The following is a 25,222-nucleotide window of genomic DNA, read 5'->3' as shown; positions in this document are numbered from 1 at the left end:
GCTAATTTAGTAACTAAAATTATTTAAAATGCAACAGGTTTGGGAGAAGTTAGATCAGATTCAACAGTACCAAAAACTGTGTATATAGATTCCTCTGGACGGCATAATAACGTTTTGGCTACCTGAAGCATACAAATTCCAGTATTTCCAAATAATTTTTGGTACTGCATAATTGATTCAATCTGATGGATTAGTCCCAAACCCGCAAATTGAATAACTCGTTTGAGGAAATCAGGGCGGTACTCTAGAATCATGGGAAAATTTCTTAAATAAGCTTTAGTGAGAGCTAAAATTGAAGATTGGAGTAATTCTAAAGGTGTTTCCGCAAGACGCAAAGATTCTTCTATCTGAATAGAAGAAGCCACAACTAAGCTACTCAACCATATTTGCAGATAACTCGCTATTATCGTCCCTAGATCAAAGGCTGGATCTCCCCAAGCACAACGTTCCCAGTCAATCAGCCGCATCATCCCCGCATCTAATTCTTCTGAAAGCGATGCCTTCGGCAAGCGCAGCTGCCGCTCCCCATCTCGATCAATTAAAATATTATTTAATTTTAAGTCATTATGGGTCAAACAACAGGGATGCCAAGCATCTTTTAATTCTGTTACCGCTTCTGCCAAGCTATTATAACGTTGATAAAGAATGAAAAATTTTAGGCACTCTGGTGGAACCATGCCAAAAATTTCTGGACTAATTCGACTTATACCTTTTTCTAAATTTTTGGCGGGATTACTAAATTCAAAATGAATTTTTTCTTCAGAGAATTTAGCCAAAAAGTCTTGACAATCAGGTTGATTGAAAGTGGTTCTGTGCAGGGTCGCTAGAATCTTACCAACTGAAGCAGCAATCGCACTTGGAAAAACTTTTTCTTGATGGTAAACCTTGATCAGATCACTATATTTATCTAAATATTCATAAATAATAATTGAATTAGCTTCATCAAAATTTACAACTGGTATAACCGATGGTTTAAGACTGTTAAAAATATCAAGATGTTGCTGAAGTTGATAAAATTTCCACTCATTGATCAGTTCATTTGCTACTCTGCCATTAAAAGCATGACACTCTTGTTTAACCAAGAATTTTCGCTCGTTTGGCAATTTGATTAATAAGTTAAAATTTTTGGCAGGTGGTAATGTTTCAATTTGGATAGATTCTAAATCTTGTTGAGTGCAAAGATTCATATCTAATAAATACTGAGAAACATTCTGCGATGATAGTAGAAATGCCATAACTACCTTCTTTAAGACATAATGGGATGCTAACGCTACTGCTCTTACAAATTCATAACTCGTAACTTTGTGAAACTGTAAGGGCTAAAGTTTTGTAGATATCAAGCAATTTCAGGATGCGGAAGCCGCAGAAATGACTTCAGCTTTCCGCATCCCAGAATAACCGTTTACATTATCTGTTAGCTAAATAACCAACAAGAGCAGTGACACCTACAGCAGCGAAATACCAGCTAGGAGTAATACCACCATTGACATTTCCTAGTTCGTTATCGTTTAAGTCTGCCATGAAGCTTTCTGAACCGAAAAACAGTTCAGCACCAGTTGGACGTAAGTCGTTGATTGCGATAACAGCCATGATTTCTCTCCCAAATTATTGAAAAATTGTGAGCTTTTCAACTAGACAAAACTAAACCCAAATTAGAAGAAGCGGGCTAGTTCTTTGCCGACGTTATAACCAAGCCCAACCAGCACCAATCAAAAGCACTGTAGTGGGGGTGCTTCCACCATGAGTAATAGCTAAATCGCTGTCGCTTAAATCATTCAAAAAGCTTTCATTCAAGAAGCTTTCAGAATCTACAAACAAATCGAAGCCAGCGGGACGTAGGTCAGAAATTTTGATAGAAGACATGAAAAAGTCGCCTTTTTTGTTTCAATTGGGTTAGAAAAGTTAGCCTTTTTTAGACTGGTAATATCTAACATTTTGAAGCATTCAGGTAGTACAAAAAGCTTTAGCTTCCCGCATCCTTGAAAAACTATTTTCTGTTAGCTAAATAACCAACAAGAGCAGTGACACCTACAGCAGCGAAATACCAGCTAGGAGTAATACCACCATTGACATTTCCTAGTTCGTTATCGTTTAAGTCTGTCATGAAGCTTTCTGAACCGAAAAACAGTTCAGCACCAGTTGGGCGTAAGTCGTTGATTGCAATAACAGCCATGATTTCTCTCCCAAATTATTGAAAAATTGTGAGCTTTTCAACTAGACAAAACTAAACCCAAATTAGAAGAAGCGGGCTAGTTCTTTGCCGATGGAATAACCAAGCCAAGCCGCACCGAGCAAAGTAACAGTAGTGGGGGTAGCTCCACCATTAGTGGTAGCTAAATCGCTGTCGTTTAAATCATTCAAGAAGCTTTCAGAATCTACAAATAAATCTAAGCCGGAAGGACGTAAGTCGGAAATTTTAATTGAAGCCATGATCAAGTCTCCTTTTTGTTTTAATTGAGTTTATAAAAGTTAGCGGCTAAACTAGCTAACTTTTTGCCGAATATTAGATATCGAGAAGCAGCGCAACAAACTGGCTTTAGCTCCCCGCATTCCTAAAACATTCTTAGTTAGCTAAATAACCAACAAGAGCAGTGACACCTACAGCAGCGAAATACCAGCTAGGAGTAATACCACCATTGACATTTCCTAGTTCGTTATCGTTTAAGTCAGCCATGAAGCTTTCTGAACCGAAAAACAGTTCAGCACCAGTTGGGCGTAAGTCGTTGATTGCAATAACAGCCATGATTTCTCTCCGAAATTATTGAAAAATTGTGAGCTTTTCAACTAGACAAAACTAAACCCAAATTAGAAGAAGCGGGCTAGTTCTTTACCGATGGAATAACCAAGCCAAGCCGCACCGAGCAAAGCAACACCAGCGGGGGTAGCTCCACCATTAGTGGCTGCTAAATCGCTGTCGTTTAAATCATTCAAAAAGCTTTCAGAATCTACAAATAAATCTAAGCCAGAAGGACGTAAGTCAGAAATTTTAATTGAAGCCATGATCAAGTCTCCATCTTTGTTTCAATTGGTTTGATTAAATGGGAAGTAGAGTAGGTACTATAGCGGTTTTTGGTCGGATAGAATACAATCCAATGCGCGAAAAACAGACATCTATATGGTTTGCAATTTGATGACGCTATCTCATCTAAAGTGCATAAAGCTATACCTAATTCCCTATTTCTTGTTTCTAATTCTTAGGTATTTTTATTACTAAATCAAGTGTTTAAAAATATCTTTTTAAGCTATAAATAAACCTATTATGTCCTAGTTCAAAGAATATAAAAAATACATTCCAAGAATCTAGCTACTGTCTCAGTTTAATTTTTTTATAGCGGTATGCACTTGAACTCAGATACATCCCACTCCCCTCTTCACTTGCGGTGAGGGAGTTGGAGAAGGGGTTCTGGTATCTCACTCAACCATTAAGTTTTACTGGGTTTATTTTGGACATAAATCTTTTAGTTATATCCCACATTCCGCCCCATTGAGTATCACAGGCGGTTATTACAGAGACGCATTTATGAAAAAAGAGTAAAAAAATACATTTATCTATAACAATACTATTGCCAATTTTCCTAAATAGGTCTAAAACCCAAGGAAATCGTGACGATATCAATCGGGTTTCAAAGTTTTGGCAATAGTATTGATTTTTAAAACAGTATTAATTTTTTACAGTATAGTTTGTTTAAAAACTTTTAATTACTTCATACTGTTCAATTTGTTGTTTCAGCCACTCGGAGAATAAATCTGAAATAATGTGGGTGCGGAGTTGGAGTTTTTCATTTAAATCTGGCTGAATTAGTTCCTCTACCAAAATCAGGTGTACGCCCTTAGATGTCACAATAGGTTTAAGTAGCTGAGGTGGTTTCACAGCAAAGACAGCGGCAGAAATTTCCGGCTTTAAATCCCGGCGACGCAATAACCCCAAATATCCTCCTTTTCGCCGTAATTCCTGATCTTCAATATATTTGTGAGCCACATCATAGAAACTCATTTCACCTTCCTTAATAGAATAGAAGAGTTCTATTGCTAAATCTTCATCACTAAAAATAACCTCATACATCACCACACCCATATAATTGAGTTGATTTTCAAAGAAATAGGGTTCAACTTGATCAGCAAATAGATGGCTAAGTAACTTATTAGAAATAAGATTGGTGTAGACAATATCTTCAAAATCATCTAAAGATAAATGATGTTTTTCCAACCACTTCCAGGTATCATCAGCACTATTAAGTTGGTGAACTAATCGGATTTGATCTGCTACTGTTTGCAATTCTTCCGTTTCTACTTGTATTCCAGCTTCTTCCGCAGCAGCTATAATCACCTTACGAGAAACAATTTGCTCAATTATTTCTGGAATTTTACAAGAATATTGAACTTGCTTAAGTATATCTTCTTTGGTAATAGTGATAGGTTGTGACATGGAATAGTCCTTAAATTAATTAGTTTTGCTGAATGAAAAATTTTTTCGTGACGTTGCAAGCTCTTTGCTTCTTGCTGATGGTTGAATGCTGATGCTATAATTTCACTCCTCCTTTCTGCAATTTCTTAAATGGATCAATTAAGAAATCAATAATGCGGCGTTGACGCACAATTACTTCAGCCGTTGCTGTATCTCCTGGATGTAAGGAAATACATTTATTTGCAGAGGGAATACAATTCTGTTTGAGAGAAATTTCTAAGTTGTAAGCTGCAACTTTGCCACTAGGTGTATCTATTTCTGTGGTAGTTGGTGAAATCTTAATTAACTCCCCTGCAACTACTCCATAATCTTGAAAAGGATAAGCATCAAATTTTATTTTGACTGGTAATCCTAACCGCAAAAAACCACTTTCAGTTGTCGCCATTTGCGCCCGAATTATTAAAGGTGAATTGAGGGGCGCAATTTCTGCCACCATTGTGCCTACCTGTACAACTGAACCAGCTTTTTGAATCGGTAATTGAAACAGTGTACCACTAGCTGTAGCTTTTACTTCTCGTTGTCCTAATTGAAATTTTATTGATTCAATTTGGCTTTGACTTTGAGCGATTTCCGCTTGCAAAGAAGTAATTTCTGTATCTAAGTTTTTCTGCTGTTCCTGAATTCTTAAAACGGCTAGTTGACCAGAACGTACCAGGCTTTGATATCCTCTTTCCTGTTCTTTGAGTCGCAATGTAGCCTGTTCAATATCTGCATTTGCTTGACGAATATTTCTTTCATAACTACTCAGTTGTTCTGCTAAACGTAACTTAGCTTGCTTAATATCTGCTCTAGTTTGTTCATGCAATTGTTGTTTATCTTTAGCTATATCTTGCTTCTCTACAACGTTGATTTCAGGAACAACACCTTCTTTATTTAATTTCCTGTATCGTTGTACTTCGCGTTGCGTACTTGCTAAACTACTTCCTACTAATCTACTAGCAGTTTGATTATGTTCAAGGGTTTGTCGCGCTTGATTTACTTGAGATAATCTTTCTTCTTTTTGTAATTGATAGGCATTATTCAATGCAGTAATATTTTGTTGTGCTTGGTCTACTTGAGCTTGTTTTTCTAATTGTTGAGATTGATTTTGTTGCTGTTGAGTTGCCAAAGATACAACTAACTGATTTTTAGATAAATTCAGTTGAGATAGTCGGTTTAGTTGTCCTTCTAATTTATTTTGTATCTGATTTAGTTCTGATTTTACTAATTCTGATTCTAACAATAATAAAGTTTGTCCAGCTTTTACTGAATCGCCCTCTTTAACTCGAATTTCGGATACAGTACCCGACACAGCAGCATCGAGTTTAATTGTTTTATCTTTAGGCTCGATTCTTCCTCTAGCAGTACCAGTTTCATCTACCTTAGATAAGATTGCCCAAGGCAAAACTATAGAGACAAATATGACCAAAAAATATAGTAATCCCCTTGTCCACACTTGAGGCAAGCTATCAAGAGATTCTTTAGTTATGTCAGACCAATCATCTCTAATTACTATTTCTACTGGTACTTCAACTGCTAAATTATTGTCTTCATACACGTCTTTTGTTATGTAATGTTGAACCCGTCCATTAAGTAAATCTGTCATTCTTCTACCTTATTAAAAATTGTTTATTTATGATTTTTGAGAAAATTAATTACCAGACTTGTTTTTATTCTATCTTTTGTAATTGCTGTTGATTGAGATAGAAATAATGCCCTCGTTTTGACATTAATTCTTCATGATTTCCACTCTCAATTAATACACCTCGGTCTAGTACTAAAATCAAATCTGCATTTTTAACTGTAGAAAGACGATGGGCAATTACTAAGGTAGTTTTTCCTTTGAGGATTGTGTTTAAATTCTGCTGAATGATTCTTTCTGATTCGGTATCTAGATGGGAAGTTGCTTCATCTAAAATTAACAATCGAGGATTACCTAATAACGCCCTAGCAATAGCTATTCTTTGTCGTTGCCCACCAGATAATAAGCCTCCACCTTCACCTATTTGGGTTTCATATCCCATTGGCAATTTTTTAATAAACTCATCAGCACCTGCTAATTGTGCTGCTTCAATGACTTCTATTAAAGGTACTCCAGGATGCCCTAAACTAATATTTTCTCGAATTGTCCCACCGAATAAAAATGTATCTTGGTCAACTACTCCTACGTGCTGGCGTAAGGAACGCAAGGAAATACTAGTAATATCTTGTCCATCAATTAAAACTTTCCCATCTGTAGGAGGATATAAGCCCAAAACTAATTTAGAAAGGGTGGTTTTCCCTGAACCACTACGTCCTACTAGTGCTACCATTTGCCCTGGTTTGATTTCAAAACTGAGATTCTCTATGATATTGATATCGCTTTCTGGATGATAACGGAAAGTGACGTTATCAAAGCGGATATTTCCTTTTAGTTGGGGTAAATTTTGCCGTGGTTGATGCTGTAAATCTTCTTCTGGTTCTGTATCTAAAACATCATTAATGCGTTCTACGGCAATCACAACTTCTTGTAATTGATTCCATAGCACAATCAAACGTTGAAAGGGTGTAATAATGTTGCCTAGTAACATATTAAATGCTACTAGTTGACCAATTGTTAATTCATTTTGAATTACTAAATATGCCCCGTACCACAATAACCCAGTAGTCGCTAATGATTGGATGAGATTACTAAAAATTTGTAGACGATTGCTGATAATTTGCCCAGAGAAGTTAGTTTTAACTTCTTTATTTAATAACTCTTCCCAATGCCAACGGACTGTTTGTTCTACTGCTGTAGCTTTGACGGTTCGCAACCCAGTTAGGGCTTCAATTAGGTAACTACTTTCTTTGGCAACAGCATTAAATATTTCTCTGGAAATCCTTTGTAAAAAAGGTGTGGCAATTAGTGCTAATAAGGCAAAAGGTGGAACTATTACCAAGGCCAGCAATGCCATTTTCCAGCTATACCAAAGCATTAATCCTACATAGATAAAAACCGTAAATAAATCTAAGAGGATTGATGATGCTTCACCGGAGAGGAAGCGTTGAATTTTGCGATTTTCTTGAACGCGAGAGATAATATCCCCGACATAACGGGACTCGAAGAAACTCAAGGGTAGTCTGAAGGTATGGCGAATAAAGCCAACAATGAGGGCTAAATCTATGCGATTTGCCATGTGATCTAGCAGATATTGCCGTAAGCCCATCATGGCTACACGGAAGAAGCTAAATAATAATAAACCTATGCCTACTGCTGTTAAAGTGAGTTCGGAACGCTGTACTACTACACGGTCTAATATTAATTGGGTGAATAGGGGAGTAATGAGTCCAAATATCTGGATAAATATGGAAGCAATAAAGACTTCCAACATGATCAAAGAGTGTGGTTTTAATAATTCAAAGAATTGCCAAAAAGGTGTGGAAGTGTCTTTGGCTTCTTTGAGCATGGCTGTCGGTTGCAACAGCAAGGTATAACCAGTCCAATCGGCTTTAAATTCTAGGTGACTGAGAGTGCGTTGACCGATCGCAGGATCAGCGACTATAACGTGTTTGGAGGTTATTTCATAGACAACAATATAATGTTTACCTTCCCAGTGTGCGATCGCAGGTAATTTCTGTTTTGCTAATTGGTTGAGGCTGGCTTTAACAGGTCTGGTGGCAAAACCCAGGCTTTCGGCTGCTGTCAATAACCCCCGCAAGGATGCACCATTTCGATCTACATTGGCAATGTCCCGTAAACGATTAACGCTAAAACGTTTCCCCCAATACCGGGATACCATCACCAAACAAGCAGCACCGCAATCAGAAGCACTCTGTTGGGCAAAAAACGGATAGCGTCTAATAATGTGTTGCCATAAATGTCTGACTCGTTGTGTAGGACTAGGAAAATAGGCTTTGCTAATTTTTAGCTCTGATTTTGCTTCTACTGTTGGGAGTGCTGAAAATTCTGGGTTTGGATTGATATTCTCTACTACTTCTGATGTGGGATCTGAACCTACTAGTAGGCTATTGAGCTTTTGTGCTTGATGCCATAAATGTGCTTGAATTTGGGGATATTTAGCCATTAAAGGCGATAAAACTGCACTAGGCACAAAGCAAAGTTGTAAATTTACACTTGCCCTGGCACCATAGGTTTGAAATTCAGACTCTGGAAATAAGGTAAATTCCCCAAATGATGATCCGGCTTCAAGAGTGGCAATTAATTCACCCGCTTTGTCTAGCAATCTCGCTTTACCAGCAATGACGATGTAGATTCCTGCTTCAACATCATTTCCTTGCCAGAACTTGCCGACTTTGGGGGTTTTCTCTTTAAATTGTGGTAGATAATGTTGGAATTCGGCTGTGGAGAGAGAGTAGCCCAAAGCATGGTTGATTTGTTGTAGAGATACCAACTGAGCGGATAGATTGTGCGCCATATATATCTGAATCTTTATCTTGACTTAGTTTTGTAAAATTGATGGATATAAATTCGGAATTGTCCAATTTTTTGACGTTTTTAAGGTCATTAATCGAAATTCTGGCTTCGTAGTCAGATTTAATGTTGTTATCTTGGTTATTGCTGGGTTTTTGGCGCGTGGATAACCCTAGCTGTTTGAGTAACCGTTTAATATGGCGATCGCTCACCGAAATTCCAAATTCCTTGGCTAAATGTTTTTGTAGCCAGTTCGCTGTCCACCGCCGAAATGAATAGCCATGATCTCTAGGACTACTATTCAACAATTCTTGCAATCGCTCTAAATACTGGTCGTTCACTACCTTCGGGCGACCAATTGGACAATCTTGCCATTGATGCGCCATCCCCATCCGCGCTATGTGCATCCAATGTCTAACTGTTGCTGCACAACACCCCAGGATTTGACAAATTTCTGTTTGAGTTTTCCCATCATCTGCCAACAACATGATTTCAATTCTTTGGCGATAGGACTCAGGGTGATCCTCTTGCAGACTTTTTTGCAGAAGTTTACGTTGAAAAGGTGTTAAAAACTTACTGTTTTCCGTTGAATTACTTAGGGGTCTAGTCTCGACTTGTGACTGATAGTATGACATAATGCACCCATTAAAAATTGACAGTGGTAAAAACTAAAGTCAGTAGTTACTCTAGTTTGGCCTCAATGCAATCTTGCGTTTACGTTCCATGTCATCTGTAATATTGGACAAATTAATCCGTTTAAGTGGTCTTTCTCTGTAGTGATTACTCACTTTTTTATTACAGCGATAAACTTGTCGAATTTCAGTTTTTATCCAGATAATTGACATTTTCGCCCATACAAATCTTCCGCACGATGACTTAATACTTGTGCAGTTAATTTCCATAGTTTTTAGATGTCAATTTTGACTTTAGACAGTCTAGACCACTCTGTTTAAGTAAAGATTAAATTACAAATCAATAAGTAATAAGACATATTTATAATTACTCATTTTAAAATAAACCAAGCTATTACTTAGTGTTTAAATATATAAAATTGATTATACACATAGAAAAAATAAAGTCTATATTTCCTGTAAAATAAGGATTTTAATCTCCGTGCATCTTAATTGCATTGTTTTTATTTATATAAATAAATTTCTCCAAATAGCGATAATACATCTAGATTTTGCCTGATAGAGATGGTTAATAAATGTTACACATTCTATAGATTTTTGATTCTATTTTTTTATGTTAACGTTACAGAAACTAATGATTAATATATAGTTAAAAAAGTGGCGTTGGTGAATTAAAGTATGAATTTAGCTCACGCAGACGAGGACACTTTACTCAAGTAGGGAAACCCGCCCACGCAAGTGTCCGTCGCTCAAAGAGTAAGAGTTTGAGAAATAGAATTTTTGATTTTCATACCTCAATTCAGCCAAAAGGTTACATTTTAATCAATGGTAAATTCACTGTTAACGTAGTCCCTACGCCAATTTCACCACCATGCGCTTTAACGCATTTTTTAGCGATCGCTAAACCCATGCCCGTTCCCGAAATACTGCCGACATTTTCGCCCCGAATAAAGGGCTGAAATAGCCGACCTTGGTCATTTTTGGCGATGCCAATGCCCCAATCTTGAACTCGGAAAGTGACTACGTTATTTTGACTTGTGACTTCAAACTTGACTGTGCTATGTAGATTTTTTACCTTCCAGGTTTCGTATTCTATCTAAATGTACCGCTCTTGGCTTGAAAATTAACTTGCAGATTATTTCAGAAATATGCTTAAACTGTAATAATTTTCCTAGTTAAGTGCGTGACTCAAATCCAAGATCTAAACCACATTCGCAGGTGATAATCTTCTTGAGACAGAGGTAAACCCAAATAAATAGGCATCCAGAACACAAAAGCGGCTATGATAGCAAAAGTGATGGTAATACCCAGTATACGCAGTTCTCGACGATAACTACGAAGACATTGATCGACGAACCATGCGATCGCTATAAATGTAAAAACCACTGCACACATATAATGGTAGATAAACACACAACGATTGACCTTCACCCAAGGTAAGAAATTAGCTGCATAATTAATAACTAAATACAAAGCAATCCAACTATCAACACTCAGATTTTTAGGAACAAAGACGCGTTTTTGCTGTATCCCTGGTAAAACCATTTTTACAAACAGCATTCCGATTAAAAATATCATGGCTGCAACACCAAACCACCACAAAAACGGATTACCTATTGCATGAACATCATAAATTACTTTTCCAGCACCAGCAGGTAAGGGAGGGCCAAACACAGGTAGAGGATCTTTAAAACTTTGAGTTGTTTGATAATAATAAGCCATTGGTCGAGTTAATAATGGCCATTTGTACCAAGCAGCGCAATAAGGATGAACACTAGAACTGTTACCACCTAACTGCAAATGAAATTTCAGAATTTCCTGATGAACTTCTATAAATCCATACCTGGTGTCTAATTGCAAATGAGGAATCCAAATCAGACTATAAACTGCTGCGGGAATAATTCCCAGACAGGATATCATCTGCAAAATATTTACCTGAGCTAGATTTTGTAATGGTGTTTGAATAGTAACTTCATGATTAATTGGAGAATTTGCAGGAGTAATTAAAGGACGCAAATAAGAGAACATAGAAACATGGTGTGACGGTAAAAAAGATTGCAACCAGTTAATTATCCAAGCTGCTATCCACATTCCATAAGCACCAAAAAGAAACCATAGACCATTCCATTTTGTAGCGATAGAAGCACCAAATCCAACACCAGCTAAAGCCAACCACCACCAACGTTGTTTATTCTGCTTTTCCAAAGCTAATAATAAAAACCATTGCCCAATTAAACCAAAAATAACTATATATATATTATTGAGAGCATAGCGAGATTCTACTAAAAATAAGCCGTCACAAGCTGTAAATAAACCAGCTAATAAAGCAAAGCCACACCGATAGCTTAATTGATAAGTTATTAAAACAACTACCAAAGGAATAAATGAACCAGTAAAAGCATTTATCCACCTATAACTCCAAGGAGATAATAAAGAACCTGTCAACCCATTTACAGTATTTTGCCAAAAGGGAATATGATTACCAATCCAGATCCCAAAGCCAATTATATATTGACTCAACGGTGGATGAGCATTAAAAAATGGCGTTTGAGTAAGATAGTTATTACCAAATTGGGCAAAATAAATTTCATCAAATACAAGGGTATTAAATCGCCCTAAACCCCAAAAACGTAATATAAATGACAGGATAAATATCACTATCATGCCAGTCCGAAACCATTTTTTAGTCATTGATTATTGATCAAAGGAATATATGAAAATATTTCTATTATACTTTCGACAATTTTTGTCTCCAAAATACTGTAATTAAACCACAAAGTACACCTAAAAGTGATGTGTAGAAAGCAACGTTTGAGCTTAGTTCTCTAAGACCAGGCGAAAAAATCACCATTACTAACTGTGCTACATTACCACCTCAAAACCGAATACAAAGCTTAAAGAAGAAGTATTAATAATTATAAACAATTTATTTAACATCCTTGTAAATTTCACGCATTTTGTTTTGTCCAGGCTGGGTATTTTAAAAATCCATAAAAAATTTGACCCTGAGTTTTACCAGAATCAAAATTATTCTATCAAATTTCTTGTTTAATGCCTACCAAGCCAAAAATGCTAATTACAAATTCGCTCTGAGTTGCACACCATAAATTGCTGGATCTCCAAAACCCGCAGTCACATCAGGTGGTGGGAAAAAGAAGCCAGAATTGATATAACGAGTGTCAAACAAATTATTGGCATACAAGTAAATACCGTATTTTTGCCATTCATAACCAATGCGAGCATTCACCACCACAAACGGATCTTGCTTAATTTGATTTGCATCATCAAAATAATTTTTCCCATAGCCACGCAATTCCCCACGAGCAAAGATACCACCGGGACTGCGGTACTGAATAGCCAAATTGTAAGTTAATTCTGGTGCGAGAGGAACGCGATTATTACTATAATTTATCCCTGTAAATGGATTGCTGTAGTTTTGAAATTTGCTATCTACATAACCCACACCAGCAATTAAATCTAGCCCCTTTACAAGTTGGGCTTTTAGTTCAAATTCTAATCCGGTGATATCAACATCAGCATTCGCAATATCGCGGAAAAATCCATCATTATCGGTTAGCAAAACTTGATAGTCATTAACATTAGTCCGAAACACCGATAAATTAGCAGTCAAGCGGTTATCCAGCCAGGAAGACTTTAAACCCGCTTCATAAGTCCAAGATGTTTCTTCTCGATATTGACGGGTTGTGTCGTCGTCAGCCCGGTAATTGAGTCCATTGGGGCGATATCCTTGAGCAATTGTCCCATAAGCCATTAAATTTGGGGTGACTTGATACTGCAACCCAAAACGGGGAATTACTGCACTGCTACTGATTTCTGCTCCTTTTAATTCAGCACTCAATGGGGTAACTCCACCACCAGCCGCTTCAAAGACACGACGACGGCTCAGGGTGCTATCCGCAGCTTCATAACGCAACCCAGCAAATAAAGTCAATGCTTCAATTGGTTTATAGTCTAATTGACCAAAAACTGCATAAGTATTACGAGATTGTTCAGCGGAAACACGGTTGCGCCCTGCTGGTAAACCAAATATTGCGGCGGCGGTTGCTGTTCGTTCTATAGTATCATTAACAACATTAAAGTCACGCCCTTCATAATATCCACCGAATAACCAACGCAAACGGTCTGCACTTTCCGGTGACTGGAGACGAAACTCCTGTGACCAAACTATGGAATTAATATCTATAATCTGCCTTAATAAATCCAGTTCAGCAAAGTTATCTCCCAAAAAATTGGATTGATTGGTAAAACGCCTTGCTGTAATTGACGTAGCCCGAAATTTAGCACCATCATAGCCAATTTTCAAGGCTTGGGTATTACTGCTTAACCGCGCAAAACCATCCACACTTTGATCTATCTTAAATGGGTCATCAGCATTACGGAGATTATAAGTAGGATTGCCGCCATCGCTATCACTAGCATAGGTATTGAAAGACACGCTCCATTCTGGTGTGGGTGTCCAAAGAATTTGCGCTCGTCCTGCTACTTTTGATACTTCGCCAACGGTGCGATTCAATGTCGTATTATCAATAAATCCATCCCGTGCGTTGTATGCACCAGCTAGTCGAAACGATAGTTTATCAGGAATTACCGCATCACTGAGGGAAAGTTCCAATTCCCGGCTGTTGTAGCTACCATAACTAGCTGAAACTCCAAATTCGGGCTTCTGAGTCGGTTGATGAGAAATCACATTCACAACTCCAGCTGGACTGCTTCTCCCGTAGAGGGTACTTTGGGAACCGCGTAGCACTTCGACTCGTTCCAAATCAATCAAGCTCAGGTCTAAAAAGCCGCCATAATCAAATGGGACATCATCTATATAAAAAGCTACTGTATCCTGGTTGGTAAAAGCGTTGAAATTACTTAACCCGCGCATACTGTAGTAATTGTATTCAGCACTACCAGATGAAGAGGAGGAAAAGGTAAAATTGGGTGTGTTATTGGCGATATCAGAGAAAGAACTAATTTGCCCATCTTCTAATTCCTGACGCGGAATTACCGTCAAACTAAGTGGTATATCCTGAGCGTCTTCTGTTCGTTTTTGGGCTGTGACGGTTATTTCTATGTCTGGATCTGATGTAGCGGAAAATAGATTTAAAGTTAAACCGCCATTATTTGCACCTATCTGTAGTGTTGGTGCATCTTCAATTCCAGTTACAAGAACTCGCACTTTGTTATTTTCTTGTTGTGTAACCGTAATTGCAGTAATTCCCGCTGCTGGGTTTTTGGCTGTAAACTCTTTTTGATCTGGTAAAGCTAGTACTGCATTTTGTATATCTACAATTAAATTATTACCATCAACTAATGTTTCTGGTGCGGATAATTCCCCCTCTAGGGTTTCTAAAACAACTTCTAAACCAGCTTCTGTTTCTTGTAGCCGCACACCAGTTATTTGAAGAACTTGAGCAGTTTGAGATTCCTGTGCTAACCAATCTTGAATACTCGTTTTCGGACGTTCAATATCATTTAGTCGCGGAATATCTGTCATAACTTCACTGATAACAGGTTCTGCATTCGCTTTTTGAGTTATTAGCAAACAAATGGTACTTACCACACTTATAGACACACACCGTTTTAACTTCAAAGCTTCCCCCCACATTCCACAAAAAATAACTAGAGATATATATTACGTCTCAGCGTTTCAGGTAGGATTATTTACTTCATGGAGTCAGGTTGTCAAAAGACAAGCTGTCAAATAAGATGTTTACTTGGTATTTATTTAGCACATACGGTATATCAGACAGACTTAGTACGGCTGATTTAAATATTTAGCGATTTCTCCAAACCCACAAAATCGAAAATCAAGTTTGACAGCTTGTCTTTTGACTTGGTGATTTATTTAACTGAAAATTGAGTACGGTAAAGATACGGCTACTTTCAGACTAAATTCATGTATTCATACAAATAACCATGAAACGGCAATTATTATTAACGTCTACCACAATGGTAGGAATTATCCTGGTGGGAAATTTCGGTGGTGTTACCAAAACTGTAGCTCAAACTAGTAACAACCAAGAGGTAACAATTAATTTTCAAGGAAGAGTGGGTAAACAACCTTTTGAATGCGGTAAAACCTATACTTTAGGTAAACCAGCCACAAAAGTTACTCCTGATGACTTTCGTTTTTATGTATCTGATATTGCCTTAATTGATAATAATGGTAAATCTATACCTGTGAATTTAACACAGGATGGAAAATGGCAATATCAAAATGTTGCCCTCTTAGACTTTGAAAATAAATCTGGTGGCTGTGCTAATGGTACAGTCGAAACACGCAATCAAATTGTTGGGACAATACCCAAAGGTAATTATCAAGGCTTACAATTTACTTTAGGTCTTCCCTTCAATCTCAATCATGCTGATTCTGTCATTGCACCATCACCATTAAATCTGACTTCTTTATGGTGGAATTGGCTTTTTGGTTATAAATTTGCTCGTTTAGATTGGAAAACCCAAACTCATAATTCTCAGGTAAAGCATGGTGAAAAAAGTGAAAAAGCTCAGGGTTTCCCGATTCATTTGGGTAGCACAGGTTGTCAATCAATTGAGGGAAGTCAAAGCCCATCAACTTGTAGTAATTTGAATACTTCAAAAGTCATTTTTACAAAATTTGATGTTAGTAAAAATGTCGTAATTGCTGATATTGCAGCATTAATAGGAAATACAAATTTAACAATTAACAAAAAAAATACTCCTCCTGGTTGTATGTCATCTCCTGATGATAGTGACTGCAATGTGATTATGACTAATTTCGGTCTACCTTTTAATGGAAAAGCTGCTGCTAAACAGAAATTTTTTAGAGTTGAATGACATTATCTCGCTGGTTCACCTTGCTGACAATTTGTCTGTTCTCAGTTTATTTATCAATTGGACTGAGTACAGCCATTTCTGCATCTTCAACTTCAGAATATAACTGGAATATTCCAGTTTGGATGCCTAAACCAATAGTACCAGTCGATAACCCGATGAATTCCCAAAAAGTGGAGTTGGGAAGACATCTTTTTTATGAGCAACGGTTATCAATTACAGGTAAATTTTCCTGTGCTTCTTGTCATCTCCAAAAACTGGCTTTTACTGATGGTAAAACAGTAGCTGTGGGAGCAACTGAGGAAAAACACCCTCGTAACTCTATGAGTCTTGCTAATATAGCCTATAATCCTGTATTAACTTGGGCTAATCCTTTAATGACGAAGTTGGAAAATCAAGCTTTAGTGCCATTATTTGGAGAGCATCCAGTGGAAATGGGGATGGTAGGAAGGGAGAAAGAGATATTAGCAATGTTGCGGGATGATTCAAAATATCCGCAGATGTTTACAGATGCTTTTAGAAATGATCAAGATCCTATCAACCTCAGCAATTTAACTAAAGCCTTAGCAGCATTTGAACGCACTTTAATTTCCGTGAATTCTCCCTATGATAAATATCGCTTTGGTAGTGATACTAATGCCATTTCTCCAGCAGCAAAACGAGGTGAGAAGCTATTTAATAGCGAAGATTTAGAATGTTTTCACTGTCACGGGGGAATTAATTTTACAGATTCAGTAATGCACGAAAAATTAGCCTTTCAAGAAATCGCTTTTCACAATACTGGTCTTTATAATATTGACGGTAAAGGTTCTTATCCAGCGGATAATACTGGTGTTTATGAAATAACTTCTAAACCAACAGATATGGGTCGTTTTAAAGCTCCCACCTTGCGAAATATTGCCTTCACTGCTCCCTATATGCACGATGGGAGTATAGCAACTCTGGAAGAAGTGATTGACCATTATCAAGCAGGTGGTAGAACTATTAAAACAGGGAAGTTTGCCGGAATCGGTAGTACAAATCCTTTCAAAAGTGAGTTTATTAGTGGGTTTCAATTAAGTGAAAGTGAAAAACAGGATTTACTGGCATTTTTGCAAAGTCTGACTGATGAAGATTTTGTTGAAAACCCAGCTTTTAGTAATCCCTACGAAGACAAACTAACAGAATAATTATCAATATTGAACGGCAATCTTTTGTAATTGCAGTTAAATTCAACAAGACCTAAATAAAATTATCCTGCCACTCCCATTGACAACAAACGAAAATTATTGTATGTTTATTCTCAATGTCGGTTTTAATGGAAAAACCATTAAACGCAAGGGGGAAAGTTTGGTGTAAATCCAACGCTGTCCCGCAGCTGTAATGAGGCTTATGTCTCTGAGTCAGAATGCCCGCCGAAAGTGAAACTAACCATATCCATCTGCGTGGTACAGATGAATAAATCAATGAATATTTCCATCAAAATTCATCATTTTGGCTTCAGAGATTCTCTACAGATTGTGTATTACTCTGAGATTATTAACAGTCAATTTAATCTTTTACAACTTTTTATACAAGAAGACAGGAAGCGTATATGACTAACGCTTACTGCTATCTTCAATAGATTTCTTCAAATAGACATAGCAGTTTTCAATTGAATCAAATATATCAATTGACATCAGCCCTTTTTTAAAAAAGGAATGATTTCAAACATTATTTGTTTGCAGGAGAGGTTGCTGCTGTAGTCCTGCTTTAAAAATTCTCATGTCTGCGTTTCTGACTAATTCTTACACATTTTTCAATCAATGCTCAATCAAAAACATACTCTATTTGTCTGCAAAACTTGTGGTGGTAAGTGGCAAGACGGTAAGCGGGTTGGTGAAAGTAAAGGAGAGCAACTACTAAAACAGCTTCAACAACTTGCACAAGATAGAGAAATGCAGGATAAATTCTGCATTCAGGGGGTTGAATGTATGAGTGCTTGCAGTCATTCCTGCGTCATTGCTTTTGCAGCAGAAGGAAAATTAAGCTATCTCTTTGGTGATTTACCCGTAGATGGTAGTACATCTGCAATACTAGAATGTGCAAATCTATACTATGCTAAAGCAGATGGTTCGCTGCCTTGGTCAGAACGGCCAGAAGCTTTGAAAAAAGGTATCTTAGCAAAAATTCCTGCACTAAATAAGTGGGCAAATTTAAACGCCAATTGTTGTTAATTGTTCACTATGTCTCAGTATAAAAAGTATGTTGCTCTTGGTGACTAGTTGAATTGATGCCAAGCTGCTATTGCAATTTTTACCATTTATGTGATAATGATTATGATTCTCATATAAATGCAGTGCGGCTTTTTTCTATCTTTATTGTCGCAGTCTTTTTTAGCGTGTAATTAAGTAAATTACCGTACTTGTTAATAAAAAAGACTGCAACTTTTACCTTGTCCAAATTTTTATACAGGTGTTTAGATCAAAAATGTCTACTAATTTAGTTGCGAAACTGGGAATTCAAATTATTGCGTCTAGTGTGACTTTGGGAATGTGTTGTGAAAATTACAAAGTTATAGGAGTAGAAATTCCCCAACAGGAAGAACCAGTCGCAGAAAAAATTACTCAAAATACACCGGCAGATACTGAAGAAAAAGAAGCTGATATTGAAATAAATGTGATTGAGAAGCTATTAAATGAACCTGTTTTTTCACCTTTTCGTCGGGAAGGAACAGTGAAAGATTCCACTCGGCCAATTTATGTAATTACGGGTGAAGAAATGGAAGCACAAGGTGCGAGAACTGTAAGAGAAGCACTTAAATTTCTTCCTGGTATATTAGGTGATGGTACTGTAGGAACAGAAGTTAATGCTTTAAGTGGTCAATTTATTCGTGGTTCTAATACCGGTCAAGTATTAATATTACTTGATGGTAGACCAATTAAATAATGCCGGCAGTGGTGGTTTTGATCTTTCCGAATTTACAACTAATAATATTCAAAGAGTTGAAGTATTACCCGGAGGAGGTTCAACTCTTTATGGTTCTGATGCAATTGGGGGAGTAATTAATATTATCACCCGTCGTCCTACAGAGAAAATTACCACCGAAGCAAAAGTCAATATTGGTGCTTATGGACTGAACCAACAAAGTATTCAAAATAGCGGTAAAAAAGGTGATATTTCTTGGGTTGTAGGTTATAACCGTACCCAAGCTGAAAATAATTATCCTTTTTCTATTCCTGAAGCTAATTTTTCAGGAACCAGGAAGAATAATGATGCACTTTATAACAATTTTAATGTCAAATTAGAAGCAGATTTAGGCAAACGGAATACTCTCAGTTTCTCGACTTTATACTTAAATAAAGAACAAGGAACACCTGGAGGAGTGCCAATTCCTTTTCCAGTCAATGGACAAGGTTTTTTTAATTCGCTTACAGATAAAAATCGCAAATACACAGATCAAGTTTTAACTGATTTAACCTGGAATTCAAAATTAGGAGGTGGGGATGATTCTTTATTAACAGCAAGAGTTTATGGAGATTTTTTGAACACTCGGTTTGATCCTAGTGGTTCAAGTCGCTTTGAGACTAATCAAACTTCCTACGGAATTCAAACTACACATAGTTGGAATTTTGCTAAAAATCAAAGTTTAGTTTATGGCTTTGATTATCGCACTGTCAATGTTCGTAATACCTCCTTTAGTTATTCGACTAATAAAGAAACATTGAACTATGATAACGATATTAATCAAGGAGCATTATTTGCCAAATATGAAGTAGTATTAATCCCTAATTTGACTGTTAATTTAGGTTTACGTCAAGACTTTATTAGCTTGGTAAATGGTTCAGTTACATCACCATCTGTAGGGACAAAATTTGTCGTTTTCGACTCAACTACCTTAAGAGCAAATTACATCAAAAATTTTCGAGTTCCGACTATTGCTAATTTATTTAATGTCAATCCTAGCAATATTGGCAACCCAGAACTTAAACCAGAAAGAGGTGATAGTTTTGATATTGGCATTGACCAAAAACTTGGTAATATTGGTTTGCTAAGATTAACTTTTTTCAAAAATAGTGTATCAGATACGATTGCCTTTAAGAGACTGACACCACCAGTAAATGGTAATACAGGAACTTGGGAAAATATCGGACTGGTGGAAACTACAGGAATTGAGGCTACTTTGAATTTGCAACTTGCCAAAAATATTTATACTTTTGTTAATTACACGGCAAATGATCCGCGTATTTTGAAAAGTTCTAATTTAGCGGAGATTGACAAAGAATTGAGGTTTGCTGGTGCAGATAAATTAAATTTGGGAGTTTCTTATGAAAATCCTCAAGGTTTGTATTTGGGTTTATTAATGAATTCCTTAAATGGATATCCTACTAATAATATAAATACAGAATTTTTATCTGGATATACTACTTTTGATTTTAAATTGCGTGTGCCTTTAAATGATAAACTGGTAGTTACAGGTAGTCTGGAAAATCTCTTTAATCAGCGTTATCAGTTGTTTCCTGGTTTTCCTGACGGAGGTAGAGGTTTTCAAGTTGGTTTGAGTGCTATGTTTTAATATTGTTTTCTCACGCAGAGGCACAGAGGCGCTGAGAGTAATACAAGAGTTTAATATCAGGAGGGTTTTTTATGGCTGATTTTAATTGTTGGGTAACACCAGTAAATGAAAAAATAATTGAAGCGACTGGGAATAATTGGCAAATTGAATATGAGTTTTTTGATTGTCAAGGTGATGTTCTGGCTTGTTTAGCTTATACTTTATTTCAAGAAAATTGGCATCAAGTTGGTTTGGGACATTTGGAACAAGGTAGTGTTTTAGAGTTGGAGTTTCATGAAGCACCTAAGAAATGCGTTCTCTATGATGGATATTTAACTGTAATTACTAGAGATTGGCATTTTCATTTATGTATTGAGGAAACTTTAGGTGGTCCCAATGCTGAAACTTCTATCGAAGTAAGACAGCAACGTTTGATTAGTAAGGGTGCATTTTATAGAAGGATAAATTCAGAAGGTGAATCGAGAAGTTGGGGTATTCAATTTTGGAATGGTTCTGGTGAAAAGGCTATGACGATATTTTTACCTAATCCCTATGTAGAGGATGAAAATTTACTTCCTGAAGGGAAGGGAGATTTTACAAAGTTAGCTTTTTATCAGGAACTTAGAGATATTTATGTATTAGGTAAACAGCCAATTCCTTTTACTAAAAATCCTCTCAAATGTGCTTATATTGCAGTTTGTACTTCTGGACGTTGTTATCCTTCTCGAAAATGGCAACCTACTTTTGATGCTTTAAAGGCTGCTGTTGAAAAGGCAGAATTAGATTTGGAAGTGAGAACAAGTGGTTGTTTACAGGTTTGTAAGTTGGGTCCTGTTGTTTATCATTCTACTGATAGAACTTGGTACAGTCGTGTTAAGCCAGAAGTTGCGGAAAGAATTGTACAGGAACATTTGGTTGAGGGGAATAAGGTTGTTGAATATATATATCCTTAGTTGGTGTTTGGGTAGGGTGATTTTTTCACGCAGAGGAGCAGAGACGCAGAGAGAAATATGGAAGATGATTTTTGGGAAGTCTCAGGTTATTATTTTTCTATGTCAGTTGTTTTTAGTTGCTGTTTTGGTTGTTTCTTGTCAAGGTTCTCAGAATAGTCTGGTTGTTAGTTCTGCTAATAATGGTTGTGTTCAAAGTTATGATCCCAATGTTGATTATTTTCCCAATAAGGTGAAGGTTAATCATGCTATTGGCTTTGCAGTTGAATATTACAAAAACTACAAAGTCGTGACGATTAAAAATCCTTGGAAAGATGCTAAAACAGGTTTTAAATATGTTTTGGTTCAATGCGGTACACCGACACCACCAGGGTTTGATCAATCCCAAGTATTTACTACACCTGTAAATTCTGTGATTTCTCTTTCTACAACTCATCTACCACATTTTTCTAAGTTAAATGTTGTTGATAAGTTAATCGGTGTTAGCGATATCAAACAAGTAACTACACCAGAATTTATTGACAGAATTAAGGCTGGTAAGGTGGTATCTGTTGGCAATAATTCTACTGTGAATGTGGAGAAAGTTTTAGAACTTAATCCTGAGTTAGTTACAACTTTTGGGACTGGAAATCAACAAACTGATAGTTTTCCTAAGTTGTTGGAAGCTGGGTTAAAGGTGGCGATAAATGCTGAATATATGGAAGATACTCCACTGGGGAGAAGTGAATGGTTAAAATTTACTGCTTTATTTTTTAATAAGGAGGCGGCGGCGGAAAAAATATTTGCTACAATTGCTAAGAAATACGAAGATATCGCTGTTAAAGCTAAAGCTGTTAAAAATCGTCCGACTGTGTTTGTGGGCTTCAATTTTAAGGGAACTTGGCATACACCAGGTGGTAATAGTTATGTAGCCAAATATCTCGCTGACGCAGGTGCAAATTATCTCTGGAGTGAGAATAAATCTTCTGGTAGTTTACCTATATCTTTTGAAGCTGTTTTTGAACGCGCTGCTAACGCTGATTATTGGTTGAATTTTAGACAGTCTTGGAAAACTTTAAAAGATGTCATTATCGAAGATAGTCGCTATAGTGATTTTCAAGCTTTTAAAGAAGGAAATCTTTATAATAATAATGCTCGCGTTAATGCTAATGGTGGTAATGACTACTGGCAAAGTGGAATTAGTAACCCAGATGTAGTTTTATCTGATTTAATGAAAATACTTCATCCAGAAATATTAAAAAATCATCAATTATTTTATTATCGGAAACTTCGTCAATAATGTTAAGTGCAAAGTCTCAAATTTCAAATTCTTTATTACACCAAAAACCTGCAACTCGAATAAGGACTCTAGTTTTTTCCATTTTACTAATAAGTTTAGTTTTGGCATTTTTACTAGATTTAGCTTTAGGTGCAGTTGAAATTCCTATTAATCAGGTAATTACAATTTTACTCGGACAAGAAGCAGAAAAAACAACATGGACAAGTATTATTTTCAAGTTTCGTTTACCTAAAGCCTTAACTGCAACTTTAGCAGGTGCTGCTTTAGGGGTGAGTGGGTTGCAAATGCAAACTCTCTTTAAAAATCCTTTAGCAGGTCCATTTGTATTAGGAATTAGTTCCGGTGCTAGTTTAGGAGTAGCGTTAGTTTTGTTGACAGCAAGTGTGACTGCACCAACATTATTAACTAATTTGGGAATCATTGGTGATTTTAGTTTAGTTATCGCTGCAAGTTTTGGTGCAGCATCAGTATTAGGGTTGATGTTAGTTGTTTCTCGTCGTGTGCAAGATACAATGACATTGTTAATTTTAGGTTTATTATTTGGATATGCGACAAGTGCAATGGTAAGCATTCTGTTACAATTTAGCTCAAAAGAACGGATTCAAAGTTATATAATGTGGACTTTTGGCAGTTTTACTGGGGTAACTTGGCAACAATTAGCTATTTTAACTCCAGTTATCTGTTTAGGTTTATTAATTGCCATACTGCAATCAAAATCTCTAAATACACTTTTATTAGGTGAATCCTATGCACGCAGTTTAGGGTTGACAGTGCAGAAAACTAGATTTTCTGTGATTAGTAGTGCCTCTATATTAGCAGGCGCAATTACTGCTTTTTGTGGACCAATAGCATTTTTAGGTGTAGCAATCCCCCATCTTTGCCGTAGTTTTTTTAATACTTCAGATCATCGGATATTAATTCCTAGTGTTATCATTATGGGTGCAATTTTAGCTTTATTTGCTGATTTGTTTTCCCAACTTTTAATCAGTCAGATGGTTTTACCTTTAAATGCTATTACGGCTTTAATTGGAACTCCTGTTGTTACTTGGGTAATTCTGCGACGTAATTCTAAGAAAGCTTTTTAAACGCAGAGGGACACGGAGGTAGGCGCGGAGGTACGCAGAGTGTTTATACGTTTAATTCGCTATGCCTTATGAGTAACTCAATTCTGACAACTCACAATTTGACTATTGGTTATAAGACTTCCCGGAAAACTATTCGTAATGTTGCAGCGAATATTTCTACATCTTTGCAAGCTGGGGAGTTGGTTTGTTTACTAGGTTCTAATGGTGCTGGTAAGTCTACTTTATTAAGAACTTTGGCGGGAATACAACCACCAATTGCTGGGGAAGTTAAACTTTTAGAAGATGATATTTATAAGTTACCACCACATGAATTAGCAAAACGTTTAAGTTTGGTATTGACTGAAAAGATTGATGTGGGAATGTTATCAGCTTATGCTTTGGTAACTATGGGAAGATATCCTTATACTGACTGGTGGGGAAGGTTATCATCTGAAGATGAAGATATTATTAATTGGGCTATAAAATCCGTGGGGGCGGTAAATTTAGCCCAACGGAATGTGAGTGAATTAAGTGATGGTGAACGACAAAAAATTATGATTGCTCGTGCTTTAGCACAGTCTCCTATGGTAATGTTATTGGATGAACCAACAGCATTTTTAGATTTACCACGTCGGGTGGAAATTATGCAATTGTTGCGTCAGTTAGCGCGGGATACAAATCAAGCAATTTTGCTTTCTATCCATGATTTGGATTTAGCTTTACGCCTTGCTGATAAAATTTGGTTGTTAGGAAATAATGGTATTCTCCACGTTGGCGCACCGGAAGATTTGATATTAAGTGGTATATTTGCTGATACTTTCCGCAGTGAAGGTGTGGAATTTGATATTTTTTCTGGAGAGTTTAATCTGCATACACCATACAAAGGAGAAGTTAAGTTAATAGGTGAAGGTGTTGCTGCTATTTGGACAATTCGTGCTTTAAAAAGAGTTGGATTTATAGTTATACAAGGTGATCAGTCTACAGAAATTACGGTAGAAGTGATATCTGCGTCTGAAGGAGTTTTTTGGCGAGTTAGAAATAGTCAGGCTGTGTCTACACATCATTCGTTGTATGAAGTGATTAAATTTTTGGATTTTTTATAAAAGCGATCGCTCATAATGC

20 protein-coding genes, 2 pseudogenes and 1 riboswitch are annotated in these 25,222 nt (G+C 36.7%); of the genes and pseudogenes, 8 read left to right on the top strand and 14 right to left on the bottom strand.

The features are described from left to right. Positions 1 to 23: 23 nt before the first annotated feature. From ACOWPH_RS14500 to ACOWPH_RS14435, 14 genes and pseudogenes are all read right to left on the bottom strand, one after another. Positions 24 to 1,235 (bottom strand): aminoglycoside phosphotransferase family protein, encoded by a 1,212-nt coding sequence (locus ACOWPH_RS14500; RefSeq protein ID WP_015216083.1) that lies wholly within the window; start codon positions 1,233 to 1,235, stop codon positions 24 to 26. A 172-nt stretch (positions 1,236 to 1,407) separates the two neighbouring features. Then, a complete protein-coding gene (locus ACOWPH_RS14495; protein ID WP_015216082.1) occupies positions 1,408 to 1,590 on the bottom strand; it encodes a hypothetical protein in 183 nt (60 codons plus the stop codon). 93 nt (positions 1,591 to 1,683) lie between these two features. Then, positions 1,684 to 1,863: a hypothetical protein gene (locus ACOWPH_RS14490; RefSeq protein ID WP_422665737.1), complete on the bottom strand. Its 180-nt coding sequence runs from the start codon at positions 1,861 to 1,863 to the stop codon at positions 1,684 to 1,686. A 124-nt stretch (positions 1,864 to 1,987) separates the two neighbouring features. Continuing rightward, a complete protein-coding gene (locus ACOWPH_RS14485) occupies positions 1,988 to 2,173 on the bottom strand; it encodes a hypothetical protein (RefSeq protein ID WP_015216080.1) in 186 nt (61 codons plus the stop codon). 62 nt (positions 2,174 to 2,235) lie between these two features. Next, complete coding sequence (locus tag ACOWPH_RS14480; RefSeq protein WP_015216079.1) at positions 2,236 to 2,430, bottom strand: hypothetical protein; 195 nt, start codon at positions 2,428 to 2,430, stop codon at positions 2,236 to 2,238. Between the two features lie 133 nt (positions 2,431 to 2,563). After that, the gene (locus tag ACOWPH_RS14475) at positions 2,564 to 2,743 is read right to left on the bottom strand and encodes a hypothetical protein (RefSeq protein ID WP_015216078.1); all 180 of its coding nucleotides are present in this window, start codon (positions 2,741 to 2,743) and stop codon (positions 2,564 to 2,566) included. A 62-nt stretch (positions 2,744 to 2,805) separates the two neighbouring features. Beyond that, complete coding sequence (locus tag ACOWPH_RS14470; RefSeq protein ID WP_015216077.1) at positions 2,806 to 3,000, bottom strand: hypothetical protein; 195 nt, start codon at positions 2,998 to 3,000, stop codon at positions 2,806 to 2,808. Positions 3,001 to 3,685: 685 nt separating this feature from the next. Further along, a complete protein-coding gene (locus tag ACOWPH_RS14465) occupies positions 3,686 to 4,426 on the bottom strand; it encodes a peptidylprolyl isomerase (protein ID WP_015216076.1) in 741 nt (246 codons plus the stop codon). A 94-nt stretch (positions 4,427 to 4,520) separates the two neighbouring features. Continuing rightward, complete coding sequence (locus ACOWPH_RS14460; RefSeq protein WP_015216075.1) at positions 4,521 to 6,050, bottom strand: HlyD family efflux transporter periplasmic adaptor subunit; 1,530 nt, start codon at positions 6,048 to 6,050, stop codon at positions 4,521 to 4,523. Between the two features lie 64 nt (positions 6,051 to 6,114). Next, on the bottom strand, positions 6,115 to 8,841 hold the full coding sequence (locus ACOWPH_RS14455) for a peptidase domain-containing ABC transporter (protein ID WP_081593706.1): 2,727 nt from the start codon (positions 8,839 to 8,841) through the stop codon (positions 6,115 to 6,117). Further along, the gene (locus ACOWPH_RS14450) at positions 8,735 to 9,472 is read right to left on the bottom strand and encodes a helix-turn-helix domain-containing protein (RefSeq protein WP_015216073.1); all 738 of its coding nucleotides are present in this window, start codon (positions 9,470 to 9,472) and stop codon (positions 8,735 to 8,737) included. Before ACOWPH_RS14450 ends, ACOWPH_RS14455 begins: the two co-directional genes overlap by 107 nt. Before the next feature lie 808 nt (positions 9,473 to 10,280). Continuing rightward, positions 10,281 to 10,529, bottom strand: a pseudogene (locus ACOWPH_RS14445) (sensor histidine kinase); the annotation flags it as partial. A 128-nt stretch (positions 10,530 to 10,657) separates the two neighbouring features. Then, the gene (locus ACOWPH_RS14440) at positions 10,658 to 12,160 is read right to left on the bottom strand and encodes a dolichyl-phosphate-mannose--protein mannosyltransferase (RefSeq protein ID WP_015216072.1); all 1,503 of its coding nucleotides are present in this window, start codon (positions 12,158 to 12,160) and stop codon (positions 10,658 to 10,660) included. Positions 12,161 to 12,545: 385 nt separating this feature from the next. Further along, positions 12,546 to 15,086, bottom strand: coding sequence for a TonB-dependent receptor domain-containing protein (locus tag ACOWPH_RS14435; RefSeq protein ID WP_015216071.1), 2,541 nt, complete (start codon positions 15,084 to 15,086; stop codon positions 12,546 to 12,548). A 311-nt stretch (positions 15,087 to 15,397) separates the two neighbouring features. On the opposite strand from ACOWPH_RS14435, the gene ACOWPH_RS14430 reads away from it, so the two are divergent. The 8 genes and pseudogenes from ACOWPH_RS14430 (at position 15,398) to ACOWPH_RS14395 (ending at position 25,203) form a co-directional block, all read left to right on the top strand. Continuing rightward, positions 15,398 to 16,297: an MbnP family copper-binding protein gene (locus tag ACOWPH_RS14430; protein WP_015216070.1), complete on the top strand. Its 900-nt coding sequence runs from the start codon at positions 15,398 to 15,400 to the stop codon at positions 16,295 to 16,297. Next, positions 16,294 to 17,463 carry a methanobactin export MATE transporter MbnM gene (locus ACOWPH_RS14425; RefSeq protein WP_015216069.1) on the top strand — a complete coding sequence of 390 codons (1,170 nt, stop codon included), beginning with the start codon at positions 16,294 to 16,296 and terminating at the stop codon, positions 17,461 to 17,463. The genes ACOWPH_RS14430 and ACOWPH_RS14425 overlap by 4 nt, the downstream gene beginning before the upstream one ends. 103 nt (positions 17,464 to 17,566) lie before the next feature. After that, a riboswitch (cobalamin riboswitch) is annotated at positions 17,567 to 17,707 on the top strand. Between the two features lie 371 nt (positions 17,708 to 18,078). Further along, a complete protein-coding gene (locus tag ACOWPH_RS14420; RefSeq protein ID WP_015216068.1) occupies positions 18,079 to 18,489 on the top strand; it encodes a DUF1636 family protein in 411 nt (136 codons plus the stop codon). A 253-nt stretch (positions 18,490 to 18,742) separates the two neighbouring features. Then, positions 18,743 to 20,828 (top strand): annotated as a pseudogene (locus ACOWPH_RS14415) (TonB-dependent receptor). Positions 20,829 to 20,899: 71 nt separating this feature from the next. Continuing rightward, positions 20,900 to 21,760 carry a (2Fe-2S) ferredoxin domain-containing protein gene (locus ACOWPH_RS14410; RefSeq protein ID WP_015216066.1) on the top strand — a complete coding sequence of 287 codons (861 nt, stop codon included), beginning with the start codon at positions 20,900 to 20,902 and terminating at the stop codon, positions 21,758 to 21,760. Positions 21,761 to 21,824: 64 nt separating this feature from the next. After that, complete coding sequence (locus ACOWPH_RS14405; protein ID WP_015216065.1) at positions 21,825 to 23,036, top strand: ABC transporter substrate-binding protein; 1,212 nt, start codon at positions 21,825 to 21,827, stop codon at positions 23,034 to 23,036. Then, complete coding sequence (locus ACOWPH_RS14400) at positions 23,036 to 24,121, top strand: FecCD family ABC transporter permease (protein ID WP_015216064.1); 1,086 nt, start codon at positions 23,036 to 23,038, stop codon at positions 24,119 to 24,121. The genes ACOWPH_RS14405 and ACOWPH_RS14400 overlap by 1 nt, the downstream gene beginning before the upstream one ends. Positions 24,122 to 24,189: 68 nt before the next feature. After that, positions 24,190 to 25,203, top strand: coding sequence for an ABC transporter ATP-binding protein (locus tag ACOWPH_RS14395; protein ID WP_015216063.1), 1,014 nt, complete (start codon positions 24,190 to 24,192; stop codon positions 25,201 to 25,203). The last annotated feature ends 19 nt before the right edge of the window (positions 25,204 to 25,222 follow it).

The organism is Anabaena sp. PCC 7938 (genome assembly GCF_049315035.1).
In the GTDB taxonomy this organism is placed as follows: domain Bacteria; phylum Cyanobacteriota; class Cyanobacteriia; order Cyanobacteriales; family Nostocaceae; genus Anabaena; species Anabaena cylindrica.
This window is presented reverse-complemented; position numbering and strand designations above follow the sequence as displayed.